This window comes from Rhodanobacter sp. FW106-HT46G03 (assembly GCF_058789895.1).
Genome location: NZ_JBYTCC010000001.1, coordinates 484,992 through 500,189 on the forward strand (window position 1 = coordinate 484,992; position 15,198 = coordinate 500,189).

Annotated in this window: 12 protein-coding genes; 7 read left to right on the forward strand and 5 right to left on the reverse strand. The window is 68.1% G+C overall.

All coding sequences use genetic code 11. The features are described from left to right. Nucleotides 1-33 precede the first annotated feature (33 nt). The 4 genes from AC3WP6_RS01925 to AC3WP6_RS01940 all read left to right on the forward strand — a co-directional run bounded on the left by AC3WP6_RS01925 (nt 34) and on the right by AC3WP6_RS01940 (nt 4,288). The gene (locus AC3WP6_RS01925) at nt 34-1,407 is read left to right on the forward strand and encodes a M16 family metallopeptidase (RefSeq protein WP_492626107.1); all 1,374 of its coding nucleotides are present in this window, start codon (nt 34-36) and stop codon (nt 1,405-1,407) included. Next, complete coding sequence (locus tag AC3WP6_RS01930; protein WP_492626108.1) at nt 1,404-2,894, forward strand: M16 family metallopeptidase; 1,491 nt, start codon at nt 1,404-1,406, stop codon at nt 2,892-2,894. Before AC3WP6_RS01925 ends, AC3WP6_RS01930 begins: the two co-directional genes overlap by 4 nt. Before the next feature lie 229 nt (nt 2,895-3,123). Next, nucleotides 3,124-3,648, forward strand: coding sequence for an acyloxyacyl hydrolase (locus AC3WP6_RS01935; protein ID WP_492626109.1), 525 nt, complete (start codon nt 3,124-3,126; stop codon nt 3,646-3,648). A gap of 88 nt (nt 3,649-3,736) precedes the next feature. Next, the gene (locus AC3WP6_RS01940; RefSeq protein WP_492626110.1) at nt 3,737-4,288 is read left to right on the forward strand and encodes a GNAT family N-acetyltransferase; all 552 of its coding nucleotides are present in this window, start codon (nt 3,737-3,739) and stop codon (nt 4,286-4,288) included. A 39-nt stretch (nt 4,289-4,327) separates the two neighbouring features. On the opposite strand, the gene AC3WP6_RS01945 is transcribed toward AC3WP6_RS01940, so the two are convergent. The 4 genes from AC3WP6_RS01945 to AC3WP6_RS01960 form a co-directional block, all read right to left on the reverse strand. Continuing rightward, nucleotides 4,328-5,857 carry a DHA2 family efflux MFS transporter permease subunit gene (locus AC3WP6_RS01945; RefSeq protein WP_492626111.1) on the reverse strand — a complete coding sequence of 510 codons (1,530 nt, stop codon included), beginning with the start codon at nt 5,855-5,857 and terminating at the stop codon, nt 4,328-4,330. Between the two features lie 162 nt (nt 5,858-6,019). Further along, entirely contained in the window at nt 6,020-7,213 is a 1,194-nt protein-coding gene (locus AC3WP6_RS01950) for an HlyD family secretion protein (RefSeq protein ID WP_492626112.1), read from the reverse strand. Between the two features lie 9 nt (nt 7,214-7,222). After that, on the reverse strand, nt 7,223-8,686 hold the full coding sequence (locus tag AC3WP6_RS01955; protein ID WP_492626113.1) for an efflux transporter outer membrane subunit: 1,464 nt from the start codon (nt 8,684-8,686) through the stop codon (nt 7,223-7,225). Nucleotides 8,687-8,712: 26 nt separating this feature from the next. Further along, on the reverse strand, nt 8,713-9,168 hold the full coding sequence (locus AC3WP6_RS01960; RefSeq protein ID WP_492626114.1) for a MarR family winged helix-turn-helix transcriptional regulator: 456 nt from the start codon (nt 9,166-9,168) through the stop codon (nt 8,713-8,715). Between the two features lie 164 nt (nt 9,169-9,332). On the opposite strand from AC3WP6_RS01960, the gene AC3WP6_RS01965 reads away from it, so the two are divergent. Continuing rightward, complete coding sequence (locus AC3WP6_RS01965; protein ID WP_492626115.1) at nt 9,333-10,166, forward strand: redoxin domain-containing protein; 834 nt, start codon at nt 9,333-9,335, stop codon at nt 10,164-10,166. Here AC3WP6_RS01965 and AC3WP6_RS01970 read toward each other — a convergent pair. Next, on the reverse strand, nt 10,144-12,573 hold the full coding sequence (locus AC3WP6_RS01970; protein ID WP_492626116.1) for a S9 family peptidase: 2,430 nt from the start codon (nt 12,571-12,573) through the stop codon (nt 10,144-10,146). The two genes, AC3WP6_RS01965 and AC3WP6_RS01970, sit on opposite strands and share 23 nt — an antisense overlap. Nucleotides 12,574-12,704: 131 nt before the next feature. Here AC3WP6_RS01970 and AC3WP6_RS01975 point away from each other — a divergent pair, with 131 nt between their 5' ends. Together AC3WP6_RS01975 and AC3WP6_RS01980 are read left to right on the forward strand one after the other, a co-directional pair. Then, entirely contained in the window at nt 12,705-14,801 is a 2,097-nt protein-coding gene (locus AC3WP6_RS01975) for a prolyl oligopeptidase family serine peptidase (protein ID WP_492626117.1), read from the forward strand. Next, entirely contained in the window at nt 14,798-15,184 is a 387-nt protein-coding gene (locus tag AC3WP6_RS01980; protein ID WP_492626118.1) for a cupin domain-containing protein, read from the forward strand. The genes AC3WP6_RS01975 and AC3WP6_RS01980 overlap by 4 nt, the downstream gene beginning before the upstream one ends. The last annotated feature ends 14 nt before the right edge of the window (nt 15,185-15,198 follow it).

Sequence of the window (15,198 nt, forward strand, 5' to 3'; positions counted from 1 at the left end):
AGGTTGGGCCTTTCCGCCATCTGGAACCTGCCCATGCGTCTGCGTCCGGCGTCGCTCCTGGCCACTTTCGTGTTTGCCGTCGCCGCGCTCGTACCGGTGGCGCATGCCGCCGAACCGCTCACGGTGCCGCCGATCGACTACCACACGCGCACGCTCGCCAATGGCCTGCAGGTGATCAGCGTGGTCGACCGCGCGAGCCCCGACGTAGCGGTGCAGATGTGGTACCACGTGGGCTCCAAGGACGACCCGCAGGGGCGCTCGGGCTTTGCGCATTTGTTCGAGCACCTGATGTTCAAGAGCACCAGGCACATGGGCGCGGAGCAGTTCGACCGCCTGACCGAGGACGTGGGCGGCGCGAACAACGCCTCGACCGGCGCCGACGTCACCAATTATTTTGAGGTGGTGCCGGCCAATCATTTGCAGACCATCCTGTGGGCCGAGGCCGAGCGGCTGTCGAACCTCAACGTGGACGAGAAGAACTTCGAGTCCGAGCGTGCGGTGGTGGAGGAGGAATACCGCCAGAGTGTGCTGGCGCAGCCCTACGGCAAGCTGTTCAACGCGATCGACGCACATTCGTACACGCGCCATCCGTACAAGCGGCCGACGATCGGCAGCATCGCCGATCTCGACGCGGCGAAGCTGCCTGACGTGATCGCGTTCCACCACACGTTTTACCGACCGGACAACGCCACCTTGATCGTGGTCGGCAATTTCGAACCGAAGCAACTCGACGCGTGGGTCGACCAGTATTTCGGCTGGATTCCGAAGCCGGCGACGCCGGTTCCACAAGTAGTGGTGCAGGAGCCCAAGCGGCGCAAGAGCGCGCAGTACACCGTGACCAGCGCTACTGCGCCGCTGCCGGCGGTGGCGATGACCTGGCTGATTCCGTCCGCGGCCGACGTCAAGGATCTGATTCCGCTGCAGGTGGCTGCGGCGATCCTGGCGCAGGGGAAATCCTCGCGGTTGTACCAGTCGCTGGTGTATCGCCACCAGGTGGCCCAGCAGGTGGGCGCCGATGCCGATGGCCGCGTGGGGCCGGGGCTGTTCACCGTGTATGCGATTCTCGCCAGCGGCCATACCGTGAAGCAGGCGGCCAAGCTGTTGCACAGCGAGCTGATCTGGCTGGCGACCCAGCCAATTTCCGACACTGAATTGGAGAAGGTGAAGACCCAGCTCTTGACCGCGACGCTCAAGCAGCGCCAGACCGCGCAAGGCACGGCGTTTGCCCTTGGCCAGGCCGCGCTGATCGAAGGCAGCCCGGCGCGCGCCAACGACGACCTTGCCGCCTTGCAGGCGGTGACCGCGAAGGACGTGCACCGTGTGCTGCGCCACTACGTGACCGATGCGCGCAGCGTCACCATCGACTACGAGCCGCAAAAAGCCGGCGCCAAGGGAGATGCGAAATGAGCCGCCTTGCCTGGTCGCACGGTGTCCTCCTGGGAGCCGCGCTCGGACTCCTGCCGCTGGTGGCCGCAGCCGCCGACGCAGCACCGACCGAATTTCCGACCGCGCCGCCGGTGTCCGGCCCCGCAGCTGCGTTGCAAGTGCCCGTGCCCAGCATGCAAACCCTGCCGAATGGGCTGCGGCTCATCAGCGTGCGCCGCGCCGATCTGCCGCTGGTGACCGCGCGTCTCATCGTGCGCAGCGGCGGCGAGATGGACCCGGTGCAAAAAGCCGGCCTTGCCGACCTCACCGCCAACCTCTTGACCCGCGGCGCCGCAGGCAAGAGCGCGCCGCAGATTGCCGCCGCGGCCGAAGCGCTCGGTGGTTCACTCGAAGCCGCCGCCGGCTGGGATGAAAGCGCGCTGGGCATCACCGTCACCACGCCCAAGCTGCCGCAGGCACTGAAGCTGCTGGCCAGCGTCGTGCGTCATCCGGACTTTGCGCCGGCCGAGCTCAAGCGCGCGCAGACGCAGGCCGAGGACGACGTGCGCCTTGCGCTCAGCCAGCCGGTGGCGCTGGCCTCGCTTGCCGCCGGGCGTGGCGTGTTTGGCGGCGGCGCCTACGGCCACTCGCGCACCGGCACGCCGGCCTCGATTGCACGCATTACCCGCGATGACGTGGTGCGCCTGCACGCGCTGCTGTATCGCCCCGACAACGCCATCCTCGTGCTGGCCGGCGACATCACGCCAGTGCAGGCCATGGATCTGGCGCAGGCCGGGTTTGGCGATTGGCAAAAACCGGCGACGCCGCTGCCGACCAAGCCGGCCAGCACCACGTCGAGCGTGCTGCCGGCGCTGGTGCTGATCGACCAGCACGGTGCCGGCCAGGCCGGCGTGGTGGCCGCGCATATTGCGCCGCCGCGCAAGGACCCGAGCTATTACGCCGGGGTGGTGGCCAACGCGGTGCTGGGTGGCTCGTACTCGGCGCGGCTCAACCAGGAGATTCGCATCAAGCGCGGGCTTTCCTACGGCGCTTCGAGCCGGCTGCAGCCGCTGGCCGATACCGGCCTGTGGCTGGCGGCCGCGCAAACCAAGAACCCGTCCGCGCCCGAAGTGGTGGCGCTGATGCGCCAGCAGTTTGCCCAGCTGGGCGACGAGCCGGTGGCGGCCGCCGAGCTGGCGGCGCGCAAGGCCACCCTCATCGGCGGCTATGGGCGCAGCCTGGAAACCACCGCCGGGTTGGCGCAGCAGGTGGGCGATCTGGCGGTGTACGGGTTGCCGCTGGCCGACATCGGCAGCTATGCGGCGCAGGTGCAAGCGGTGACGCCGAAAGAGGTCACCCGGTATGCCCACGAATGGCTTGGCGCCAAGCACCTGCACCTGGTGGTGGTGGGTGACGCCGCACAGTTCGCCCCGGCGCTGCAAAAGGCCAACGCCAAGGCGCTGCTGCTGGACGCCGGCACGCTCAACCTCGACAGCGCAAATCTGCGGCCGCAGGTCGCGCAGCACTGACGGCGGGATTGGGGAGACGGGATTGGGGATTGGCAAGAGCCGCATCGCGCAGGCGGCAAAAGGATCCGTGGGGATGGGCAACCAACCAAGGCACGTCGCAGCAGGTGGCTTTTGCGTACCCCCAATCCCCCAATCCCGCACCCCAATCCGGCCCCGTCATCACGCTGTTTTGAAATACCGTTCAGTACAGTTTAGGAAGTTGAGTGAGGGCTATTGAAGGGTAATCGTTATGAGCAGGATTTCGCGCTGCGGTCGTCTTTTGGCGGCGGTTACGTTGGGGGTGGTGGCATTGCCGGCAACAGCCGCCGAATGGCAGGTGCAGGCCGGTCGCAGTTACATGAACAGCTACGGCGCCAACGCCGTGTTCGTCGACGCCACTTGGGCGCCGCATCCGCTGGGCATCGGCACGCTTACCTGGGCACCGGATGCAACGGCGGGCTGGATCGGCGGGCGCGACCTCGGCCAGTTTCGGCACGCCCGCTATGGCACCAGCGATGACATCTGGCTTGGCGCAGCGGGTGCACGGTTTCGCCTGGGCACGGAGGAAGACTGGTATCACCCGCTGTATTTCAGTTTCCAGGCGGCGCTGCACACCGGCCGCACCCAGGCGCTGAGCAGTGCCTACGAGTTTGTCAGCACGCTGGGCTGGCAATGGCGCCGTTTCAGTTTCAGCGTTCGCCACATCTCCAACGCGAAGCTGCACAAACCCAACCGCGGCGAAACCATGGCCTTGGTCGGCATGCGTTTCGACTGAGGCAGAGCGGCAGGCACATCCAGCCGCGCAAGGTTGGCGTCGCGGGGTGACGGTCGGGGCGGCTGCAATGGCATCATGGCGACACGCCATGGTTGCCATTGCCCGCATGCACGTCATCCCCCGCATCCGCGCCGCGTTGCCCACCGATGATGGTGCGCTGGCCGCGCTTGGCGCGCGCACGTTCCGCGCCACCTTTGGTGCGCAGAACACCACGCAGGACATGGACGCCTACGTGCGTGCGGCGTTTGCGCGTGAGCAGATGGCGGCCGAGCTGGCCGATCCGGACAACCATTATTTGCTTGCGTTTGCGGCGGATGCGGAACCGCCGATCGGCTACGCGAAATGGCGTGTCGGTGTGATCGAGCCGGCGGTGCGGGGCAGGCGACCGGTGGAATTGCAGCGGTTGTACGTGGACCCTGCGGCGATCGGCTGCGGGGTAGGTGCCGCGCTCATGCGGGCATGTCTCACGGCGACGGCTGCCGGCGGCCACGACACGCTGTGGCTCGGCGTGTGGGAGCGCAATGCGCGCGCACTGGCGTTTTACCGACGCTGGGGCTTTGCCGAGGTTGGCGAGCACGTGTTTCGGCTTGGCAACGACGACCAGCGCGACATCCTCATGCAACGGGCCGTCGCCGGCTGACGCCAGCGGCGGCGAAGCAGCCGGTTTCTTCGCGGCTGCTCAGTGCCCACCGGCGCCGACGTCGCGCGCCTTGGGCACGAACGGCGGCTTGGCGATCCAGATCACGACGACCAATGCGACGAAGATCCAGCCGAGCGCGTACATGATGTCGTTGAACGACATCTGGAAACCCTGCTGGGTGATCATGTTGTTCACGATGGTGGCCGCGCGCTGCGGATGGCCTTGGCCCAGGTGTTCCAGTCCGGCTTGCGCCACCGGGTTGTACGGGTTGATCTGTTCGGTCAGCTGCTCGTGGTGGGACACCGCGCGGCGTGTCCACATCAGGGTGGTGATGGAAGCCGCGAAGCTGCCGGCCATGGTGCGCAGGAAGGTGGCGACGCCCGAGCCGGAGGCGATCTCGTTGGATTCGAGGTCGGAGAGCAGGATGGTCAGCGTCGGCATGAAGAACAGGGCGACGCCGAGGCCCTGCAGCAGTTGCACCATGGCGACGTTGTAGAAGTCGATCTGCAGGAAGAAGTCCGCCCGCCAGAAGCAGGTGACACCCATCACCAGGAACGAGGCGGCCGCAAGCAGGCGCAGGTCCATGCGGGCGGCGTACTTGCCGACGAAGAACGTCAGCAGGATCGGGATGATGCCCAGCGGCGCCGTGGCGAAGCCGGCCCAGGTGGCGGTATAGCCGAGGTTTTGCTGCAGCCACAGCGGGATCAGCAGCGCGATGGCGAAGAACGCGGCATAGCCGAGCACCATCGCCATGGTGCCGGTGGTGAAGTTGCGGTGGCGGAACAGCTTGAGGTCGACGATGGGGTCGTCGTCGGTCAACTCCCAGATCAGGAAGACGGCGATCGCGATGGCCGAGAGGATGCTGGCGATGATGATGAAGTTGGAGTTGAACCAGTCCTCGTCGTTGCCCTTGTCCAGCACGATCTGCAGCGCACCGATACCGACGATGAGGGTAACGAGGCCGACATAGTCCATCCGCGGGCGCTCGAGTTTCTCCAGCTTTTCGCGCAGCTGCGCGGCCACCACCGTGCTGGCAAAAATGCCGATCGGCACATTGATGAAGAAGATCCACGGCCACGAATAGTTGTCGGTGATCCAGCCGCCGAGGATCGGGCCGGCGATCGGCGCCACCACCGTCACCATCGACAGGATCGCCAGCGCCATGCCGCGATGCTGGGGCGGGTAGGTGCCGATCATCAGGCTCTGGGTGATCGGGTACATCGGTCCGGCGACCGCGCCTTGCAGCGCGCGGAACAGCAGCAGCATGCCCATGCTTTGCGAGATGCCGCACATGAACGAGGTGAGCGAGAACAGCAGCGTGCACCACACGAACAGCTTCACCTCGCCAAAGCGGCGGGTGAGGAAACCGGTGAGCGGCAGCGAGATCGCCATGCTCACCGCAAACGAGGTGATGACCCAGGTGGACTGGTCGTTGCTCACGCCGAGGTTGCCGGCAATGGTCGGCAGCGAGACGTTCGCAATCGTGGTGTCCAGCACCTGCATGAACGTCGCGAGCGACAGCCCGAACGTGGTCAGTGCGAGGTTGGGGGGACGAAAGTAGGTGCTCATGGGGCCGTTTGGGTGGCGGGCCCGGCGGCATGCATCGCCGGCGTTCCCGCGGGTCGGGCTGCGGGCCGGGCTTCAGCCCGGCCACCTGCACATCGAGAATGCAAGAGCCTCATCCCCGCGGATCGGGCTTCGGCCCGCCCCGCGAGGATGTGGGTTGCCGCATCACTTCGCATCGCCAGCCATGTTGGCGTGGATGATCCGGGCGATCAGCGCATCCGGCTTGGCCGCCTGTTTCGCATACACGTCGGTGCTGAAAGCCGGCTGCGTCGGCGGCTCGCGCGCCAGCATTGGGCCGCTGCCGTCGTGCAGGTTCACGTCCACCGTCAGCGACATGCCGATGCGCAACGGGTGCGCGTCGAGCTGCTTGGGATCGGAGAACACCACACGCACCGGGATGCGCTGCACGATCTTGATCCAGTTGCCGGTGGCGTTTTGCGCCGGCAGCAGCGAGAACGCGCTGCCGGTGCCGATGCCGAGGCTTTGCACCTTGCCCTGGTATGTCACCTTGCCGCCGTAGACGTCGGAAGTGATTTCCACCGGTTGCCCGATGCGCATGTGGGTCAACTGGGTTTCCTTGAAATTGGCGTCGATCCACACCTGGTGCAGCGGCACCACCGCCATCAGCGGCGTGCCCGGGGCCACGCGTTGGCCGAGCTGCACCGAGCGTTTCGCCACGTAGCCAGTCACTGGCGCCACCAGCGTGGTGCGCAGGTCGTCGAGATACGCCGCGCGGAATTTCGCCGCGGCCGCCTCCACGTCGGGGTGCGAGGCGACCACGGTGTCGTCCACCAGCACCTTGCTGGTCTGGAACTGCTGCTGGGCGGTCACCAGCGCGCTTTGTGCGGCGGTCAGCGCATCGCGCGCATGCGACAGCTCCTCCGCCGAGATCGCACCCGATTTGGCAAGTCCCACGCGGCGGTCGTAGTCGGCCTTGGCCTTGGCCACCGCCACCTCGCGCACCGCCACGATCGCCTGCTGGCCGTTCACGCTGGAATACATGCCGCGCACCTTGCGCACGGTGGCCGCCAGGTTGGCCTGGGCTTCGGCCAGTGCCACGTCGGCATTGGACCGGTCCAGCTTCACCAGCGTATCGCCCTGCTTCACCAGGTCACCATCATCGGCGCCGATGGTGACCACCGTGCCGGGGATCTGCGGCGTGATCTGCACCACGTTGCCGGCCACGTAGGCGTCTTCGGTGCCCTCGTACCAGCGGCCGTCGAACCAGTACCACAGCACCCAGAGGATGCCGAACAGGATGATGACGACCAGCAGCGCGCGCAGCAGCACGTTGCGCCGCCGCTTCATCGGCGCCGGCACAACGGGGTTCGCGGCGGCGGAAGGATTGGGAGTGGACATGGGGTGCCTTCAGGAGCGGGGAGCGGTGGCGGCGGACGAAAGGGCGGGCGTGGCGGGCGCGTCGGCAGCGGGCTGCCAACCACCGCCAAGGGCCTGGATCAATTGCAGCGACTGGTCGCTTTGTTCGGCCTTGAGCTGCGCCATCCGCTGCTCGGCCACCAGCAGTTGCTGGCGCACGCTGAGTGCTTCCAGCCAACTGCCGATGCCGGCCCTGAAGCGCTGGTCGGCAAGCTGCCAGGCATCCTGTGCGGCGCTCAGGGCGCGGCTTTGCGCGTCGGTCTGCACGCCGAGCGATTGCAGCGCATCGACGTCATCGGCGACTTCGTTCACCGCCTGCACCAGGGCCTGGTTGTACTGCGCCACCGCCAGCTCGTATTGCGCATCCTTGCCGGCCAGGTTCGCGCGCAAGCGGCCGCCGTCGAAGATCGGCAGCGAAAGCGCGGGCGCCACGCTGTAGAAGCGCGCCGGCAACTGGAACACGCTGTGCCCGCCCACGGCGATGGCGCCGGCCAGCACGCCGAGGCTGAGGTTGGGCAAGAACGCGGTCTTGGCCGCCTTGATGTCGTGGCTGGCCGCGTCCACCCGCCAGCGTGCGGCAACCAGATCGGCGCGATGGGCGATCAGCCCGGCGGGCAGTGCCGCGGGCACGCCCAGTGCCGCGGGCGCCAGCGCGGTGGGTCGCGCCAACGCGCGGCCGCGATCCGGACCCTTGCCGAGCAGCACCGAAAGCGTCGATTGCGCGGCATCGATGCCGCGCGCGGCCACCGCCAGCTGCTGCTGCGCACTGGCCACTTCGGCGTCGCTGCGGCGCAGCTGCAACGCATTGTCCAACCCGGCGGTGACCCGTTGCGCGGTCAGGTCGCGCACCTGCTGCGCGCGCTGCAGCTCGTCCTTGGCCAGATCCTGCGCGGTCCAGGCGTGGCCGAGTTGCACATATGCGCGGGCCACGTTGGCGGACAGCGCGATGCGTGCGGCATGCGCGTCCACTTCGGCAGCGCGCGCCTGACCCACCGCGGCTTCCCACGCGGCGCGCTTGCCGCCCCACAAGTCGATATCCCATTTGAAACTCGCGTAACCGTAGCGTGCGGCCGCCATGTGGCCGGTGCCGAGGCCCGGCACCGTGGTCGGGATGCGCGCTTCGGACACGCTGGCGCCGACGCCGAGCGTGGGCCTGCGTGCGGCATCGGTTGCGCCGGCGATGGCCTGCGCCGCCTGCACGCGCGCATCGGCGACGGCCAGCGTGGGGTTGTCGGCCAGTGCCTCGGCAATCAGCTGCGACAGTTGTGCGTTGCCCAGTCCCGCCCACCAGTCCGCCTTGGGCCACGTGGCCGCAGGCACGCCGGCGAGGCTTTGCGTGGTGTGCAGCGTGGCCGGGTCGGTGGGCGTCGCGTGGGGCGCAAGGCCGCTGCTGGTGGCGCAACCGGCAAGGGCAAGGGTCAGTGCGACCGCGGCGGCGCGGGGATGCAGGCGCATGGGGGTTCAGTCTCGGGAGCGGTGGATCAAAGGTCGGGGCGCAACACCTGCAGCATGCGCTGCAGGTAGTCGAACAGATGTTTGCGTTCTTCCGCCGCAAGCGGTGCCTGCGCGGCGGCCAGCACCTGCTCGCCGCAGCCGGCCAGTTGTTGCCACAGGGCCTTGCCGTCGGCGGTCAGCTCGATGCGCAGCGCGCGGCGATCCAGCTCGTGCGGGCAACGGCGCAGGTAGCCGCGGTGTTCGAGCTGGTCGAGCTGGCGCGTCATGGCGCCGCAATCGACGTCGACCGCATGGGCCAGCTCGCTGGCGCGCATCGGCCCCAGCCGGGTCAGGCGTTCGACGATCAGGAACTGGGTAAAGCGCAGTTCCAGCCCTCTGGCCGCGATCTCCGCCTCGATCGCACGCACCAGCTCGCCACGCACGGCGCCAAGCAGGGCGCCGACGTTGTCGGGGCGGCAGGAAGAGGGGGTGGAGGCAACCATGGGCGCGCATTTTTGCCTTGCAGCAACTACTTGTCAAGGCAAATATGAATGCATTGGTTATTGACGGTACAAGAATCACACCGGCGGCGACGATCCTCCCGGCGGCGCCCATGCCGACGCCGAACCGGCACAATGCGGGCTTGTCCCGTCACAGGCGTTGCGTCGTGAACCTTGGTCCCTTTGCGTTCTCCAGCGCCGTGCTGGCGCTGTTGTTCGGTTTCGTCGCGGCACAGGGCGCTGCCGGGTTCCTGCGCAAGCGTGGCTGGGCCGATGCCAGCGGGGCCATCTACTGGGTGATGGGCTTCGCCCTGCTGCTTTCGCGCGCCGCCTACGTCGTCGGCTGGCGCAACGTGTATTTCCCGCAGCCGCTGCACATTTTCAACATCCGCGATGGCGGCTTCGACCTGGTCGCCGGCCTGATCGGGCTGGCGCTGATGACCGCGGTCATCGCCTGGCGGCGCGGCGCGCTGCGCAAGCCGCTGGCGCTTGGCGTGTGCGTGGGGCTGGCGGCCTGGGGCGTGGCCAGCCTCACCGCGCATGCACTGCAATCCGCGCGTGCACAACCGTTGCCGGCCATCACCTTGCACGATCTGGACGGCCATGCGGTGCCGGTCGCCCAGCTCACCGGCAAACCGCTGGTCATCAACTTCTGGGCCACCTGGTGCGGGCCGTGCCGCAGCGAAATGCCGATGCTGGTTGCCGCCCAGCGCGCGCAGCCGCAGGTGCGTTTCGTGTTTGCCGACCAGGGCGACGACCCGGCCCAGGTGGCCGATTTCCTGCGCAAGGAAAACCTCGCGCCAAGCAACATGCTGCTCGACGTCAACCTCGACCTCAGCACCTACTACAACGTGCGCGCCTACCCCACCACGTTGTTCATCGACGCCGACGGCGTGCTGCGCGACACCCGCATGGGCGAGCTCTCCGCCGCCACCCTGGCCGACCACCTGCGGCGCATCGCGCCGCAGGTGGTACCGGTCACTGCGCCGGGCGGCGCTTGACCCAGGTATCGAACAGCTCGTCGATGCGACGGTACTCGTCGTACCAGGAGTCCGGATGGACGAAGCCGTGGCGTTCGAGCGGGTAGAGCGAGATCCAGAAGTTCTTCTTGTGCAGCTCGACAAAGCGCTGGTAGAGGCGGATGGAGTCGGCGGTGAGCACGTTGTCGTCGATCAGGCCATGCTCGATCAGGAGCGGATCGGCGAGGTTGGCGGCGTATTCGATCGGCGAGCTGGTTTTGTACGCTTCCGGGTCGAGCTGCGGGTCGTTCAGGATGTCCGACGTGTAGCCGTGGTTGTAGGTCATCCAGTCCGACGGCGCGCGCAGCGCGGCACCGGCGGCGAACTCGCCGGGTGCACACAGCAACGCCATCTCGGTCATGAAACCGCCGTAGCTGCCGCCGTAGATGCCGACGCGGCGCGGGTCGACATGGTGGTTGGCGACCAGCCACGCCTTGCCGTCCAAGAGGTCTTCCAGCTCGGGGTGGCCCATGTTGCGGTAGATCGCGGTGCGCCACGCGCGGCCGTAGCCTTCGGAGGCGCGGTAGTCCATGTCCAGCACCACGTAGCCCTGCTGCACCAGCAGGTTGTGGAACAGCTGCTCGCGGTAGTAGCTCGACCAGCCGAGCTTCACGTCCTGCAGGTAGCCGGCGCCGTGCACGAAGATCACCGCCGGGCGCGGCGCGCCATCGGCATGCGCCGGGCCGTAATACTTGGCCCAGATCGTGCCCGCGCCGTGGCTCGACGGCACGCCGACGATCTGCGGCGCGATCCACGCATGCGCCGTGAAGGCGGGCGAGGTGGTGGCGGTCAACTCGCGGGCGTTGCCGCCGGTCACGTCCGCCACTGCGAGCTGCGGCAGCACGTAGGGCGCGGAGTGCAGTACGGCGAGACGGGTGCCATCGGGTGACAGCACGAACGCATCCATGCCCTGGTAGTGCGTGATCCGGGTGAGTTCCCCGCCGGCCGCGGGCACGCGGTAGACGTCGTAGCTGTACGGTGCAATCTGGTTGGTGCGCAGGTAGAACCACGCGCCGTCGGGGCTCAGCTGCGGGTGGCTCACCTCGAACGCGCCCTGGGTCAGCGCCTTGGCCTTGCCGTCCAGCGGCTTGACGTAGAGCTGCGAGTAACCCGTGGCCTCGGACAGGTACCACAGCGTGCGGCCGTCCTTTTCCCAGCCGAAATCGTTGAAGTTCCAGTTGATCCACGCCTCGTCGTGCAGGCGCTCTTGCGCCACCAGCGCGGCCTTGGCGAAGTCGATGGTGGCGAGCCAGCGATCCTTGTTGTCGATCGCGCGCAGTTGCACTGCGACTTGGCTGCCGTCGTCGCTCCACGCGATGCCGCCACCGCCGGTGTCTTCTTCGTCCGCGATGGTCACCGGCCGCACGTTCGGTGCCCTGAGCGCCTTGGCCTCGTCGGCATGGCCGTCCGCCGTGAGCTTCGCGATGGCCTTCTCGCGCAGTGCCTCCAGCGGATCGTCCTTGATGCCGGGCAGGGTGTCGGTGGATATCGGTTTGGCGGTGTGTGCGGCGAGATCGAGCAGCAACAGCGATTGCGGCGCCGGGGCGTTGCGGCCGACATAGCTGCGCGCATGCTGCACTTCGGTGTAGCCCGAGTCGGTGACGTAGTGGATGACGTCGCCGGGCGCGCCGGCGGCGCGCTGCGCCGGCACCGTTACCAGTAGCAGCCAGCGGCCGTTCGGCGACAGCGCGCTGTCCACCGCGCGGATCTTGTCGCCGAGCCAGAACGGTTGCGGCACGCGACCGGGGTCGGCGGCATCCAGCGCCTGGTCGCGTTCGCGCACGGCATCGCGATCCGCCTTGATCGCGCGCAGCGTGCTGAAGAGTTCGAGCTGGTGGCGCGCCAGCGCATCGGGTTGCTTGGTTTGCGGATCGTCGGCGAATTTCAGGATCGCCACCGGCGCAGTGACGCCGCTGGCAAGGTCGTAGGCGTACCACGCGATGCCGTCGCGAAACTGCAGTGTGCGGCCATCGGCGGAAAACCGCGGCGCGGATTCGTGCTGCGGCGTGCGCGTGACCTGGGTGCGCTGGCCGCTGGCGAGGTCGACGAGGAACACGTCGCCGTGCAGCACGAACGCCGCGTGGCGATGCGTGCGGTCGTACACCGCCGGGCCGTCGGCCGCGCCCAGCTGTGCGGGATCGAGCCGCACCGGTGCGCCACCGTCCGCGCTGACGCGATATCTGTCGCGCACGTCGCTACCGTCGCGTTTCAGCCCGTAATAAAGGTCTTTGCCGTCCACGCTCCAGTACGGCGACTCGACCGGATGCCCGATCCAGTCCGGGTTCGCCATGATGGTTTGCAGATCGAGCGGCGCGCTCGGCGTCGGGGTTTGCGCCGCGGCCGGCACGACAAGCAAGGCCGCGAGGCCGGCCAAGAGCAGGCGTCGCATGATGCGCTCCGAGAATGAAAGCCCTGCAGCATAGCGACGCGGTGAATGTCGGCAAGCGCCATCGGTCGTGGTTTCGTTCCGCGCCGGCCATGGCTACCCTCGAAGCCCCACCTGTTGGTTGCCGCCCGCCCATGTCGCTTGCCCGTTATCTCCCCCTGCTGGCACTGATCGCTTGCACACCGCCGGCCGTTGCGGCGCGCCAATCGCCACCGCCGACGCCGCTGCATGCTGCGTCGAGCGTGTTCCACGGCGTGACCGTGAACGACCCGTATCGCTGGCTGGAGAACGCCGGCGACCCGGCGGTGGAAACGTGGATCGCCGCGCAAAACGCGTATACCGAAAAGGTGCTGGGTGCGATGCCGGACGGCCAAGCGCTGACGGCGCGTGTGCAGCAACTGGCGATCACCTCCACCACCCGCAGCAGCCCGCAGTTGGCCGGCGGCACCTTGTTCTATCTGCAGGAAACCCCGCCGGCGCCGCAGCCGCAACTCATGGCGCAAACCTGGCCGAACGGCACGCCGCGGGTGCTGGTGGATTTGAACGCCGCCGGCGGCAACACCGCGATCACCGCGTACTGGCCTTCGCCCAGTGGCCGCTACCTCGCCTATGGCACGGCCGAAGGCGGCAGTGAGCTGACCACGATCCATGTGCTCGACGTGGCAAGCGGCAAGACGCTGGCCGACGCGCTGCCGTGGGCCGGCGGCGGCACCACGCCGCAGGGGCTGGCATGGGATGCCGACGAAAAAGGCTTCACCTACGTGCGCTTGCCGCCTCCGTCCAAAGGCGAGGAAGTGGTGCAGTTCCACGCGGCGCTGGTGCACCACGCGCTCGGTGCGCCGGCGGCCAGCGACACGGTGGTGTTCGGCAAGGATTTCTCGAAAGTCGCCGAGTACCGCCTGCTGCCTTCGCCCGGTGCGAAGCAGCTCGCCGTGCTGGCGAACGTGGGCGATGGCGGCCCGGCGCAGGTGTGGCTGCGCAGTGATGGCAAGTGGAACCGGGTGCTGGATGACGCGGCGAACGTGCGGTTTGCCGATTGGGTCGGCGATCGCCTCGTGGTGGCGAGTTTCGAGCACGCGCCGCGCGGCAAACTCCTGGCAGTGAGCGTCGACGGCAAGGTCGCGCCGCTGGTCGCCGACCGCGCCGGGGCCTTGCAGCAGGTGGCACCGATCGCCGACGGATTCCTCGTGGTACGCAGTTGGGGCCCGGACTGGTGGGCCGAGCAGTACGACCATGCCGGCAAGTTGGTGCGCCGCCTGCCGTTGCCGGCGCACGGCATCGGCATTGGCGCGATCGCCGGCGAGGCCGGGCAGGCGCTGGCGCTGATCCCGTATGCCGGCTGGACGCTGCCGGGTCGCTGGGTGGAGTACGACGCCGCAAGCGGCAAGCTCTCGACCGTGTTCGAGGTGAAGTCCGCGGCTGATTACGCCAAGGTGGAAGTCTCGCGCATCGACGCCACGTCGAAGGACGGCACGCGGGTTCCGGTCACCGTGCTGGCGATGAAGGGCGTCACGCCGGACGGCGCGCGGCCGACCATCCTGTACGGTTACGGCGGCTTCGACATTCCGGTGGCGCCACACTTCATCGGTGCCGAGCTGGCGTGGCTGGAACGCGGCGGCGTGTTGGCATTCGCCAATCTTCGCGGCGGCAACGAGGACGGCGAGGCATGGCACGCGCAGGGGCAGAAGCTCGCCAAGCAGCACGTGTTCGACGATTTCCACGCCGCGGCGCTCGCGCTCATCGCCCGGCGCTGGACCGACCGCGCGCATCTCGGCGCGCTGGGCGGCAGCAACGGCGGGCTCCTGATGGGCACCCAGATCGTGCAGCACCCCGGCGATTACCGCGCGGTGGTGGGCATGGTCGGCATCTACGACATGCTGCGCCACGAGACGGTGTTCGCCAACGGTGCCTACAACGTGCCCGAGTACGGCAGCATCGCCGATGCCGCGCAGTTCAAGGCCACGCTGGCGTATTCGCCGCTGCAGAATGTCACCCCGCACACCGCCTACCCGGCCGTGCTGCTCACCACCGGCGTCAACGACCCGCGCGTGGCGCCGTGGCAATCGCGCAAGTTCGCCGCTGCGCTGCAGGCGGCCAGCACGTCAGGCCAGCCGGTGTTGCTGTTGACCCGCATGCACGCCGGCCACGGTTTCGGCGCGCCGTTTTCGCAGCGCGTCGGCAATACCGCGCTGATGCTGACGTTCTTTGCGCACGAGCTCGGGCTGCCGTGAGTGCGCCACTCGCCTCGCCCGGGGGGTTGTTGGCCGCCGAGCGGCACGAATTTGCCACCGCCGAGCGCTGCCACATCACCGAGCTGTCCAATTCGGAAGCCGACCCCGGCCTGTCGGTGGCGCTGGCGCGGGTGGCGCCGGGCGTGGTTACCCGCTGGCACCGTCTGCACGCCACCGACGAGCGTTACGTGCTCATTGCCGGGCAGGGCGCGGTGGAGGTCGGCATGCTGGCGCCGCAGGCGGTCGGGCCGGGCGACGTGGTGCTGATCCCCGCCGGTTGCCGCCAGCGCATCCGCAACACCGGTGCGGGCGACCTGGTGTTCCACGCGCTGTGCACCCCGCGGTTTCGGCCCGAGGCCTACGAGGATCTGGAAGCGGCGTAGCCGTTTTCGGCCAG

What these genes read in the sequence shown, in the direction of transcription:
- AC3WP6_RS01925 (WP_492626107.1), top strand. Translation starts at nt 34, where the DNA reads ATGCGTCTGCGTCCGGCGTCGCTCCTGGCCACTTTCGTGTTTGCCGTC.
- AC3WP6_RS01930 (WP_492626108.1), top strand. Translation starts at nt 1,404, where the DNA reads ATGAGCCGCCTTGCCTGGTCGCACGGTGTCCTCCTGGGAGCCGCGCTC.
- AC3WP6_RS01935 (WP_492626109.1), top strand. Translation starts at nt 3,124, where the DNA reads ATGAGCAGGATTTCGCGCTGCGGTCGTCTTTTGGCGGCGGTTACGTTG.
- AC3WP6_RS01940 (WP_492626110.1), top strand. Translation starts at nt 3,737, where the DNA reads ATGGTTGCCATTGCCCGCATGCACGTCATCCCCCGCATCCGCGCCGCG.
- AC3WP6_RS01945 (WP_492626111.1), bottom strand. Translation starts at nt 5,857, where the DNA reads ATGAGCACCTACTTTCGTCCCCCCAACCTCGCACTGACCACGTTCGGG.
- AC3WP6_RS01950 (WP_492626112.1), bottom strand. Translation starts at nt 7,213, where the DNA reads ATGTCCACTCCCAATCCTTCCGCCGCCGCGAACCCCGTTGTGCCGGCG.
- AC3WP6_RS01955 (WP_492626113.1), bottom strand. Translation starts at nt 8,686, where the DNA reads ATGCGCCTGCATCCCCGCGCCGCCGCGGTCGCACTGACCCTTGCCCTT.
- AC3WP6_RS01960 (WP_492626114.1), bottom strand. Translation starts at nt 9,168, where the DNA reads ATGGTTGCCTCCACCCCCTCTTCCTGCCGCCCCGACAACGTCGGCGCC.
- AC3WP6_RS01970 (WP_492626116.1), bottom strand. Translation starts at nt 12,573, where the DNA reads ATGCGACGCCTGCTCTTGGCCGGCCTCGCGGCCTTGCTTGTCGTGCCG.
- AC3WP6_RS01975 (WP_492626117.1), top strand. Translation starts at nt 12,705, where the DNA reads ATGTCGCTTGCCCGTTATCTCCCCCTGCTGGCACTGATCGCTTGCACA.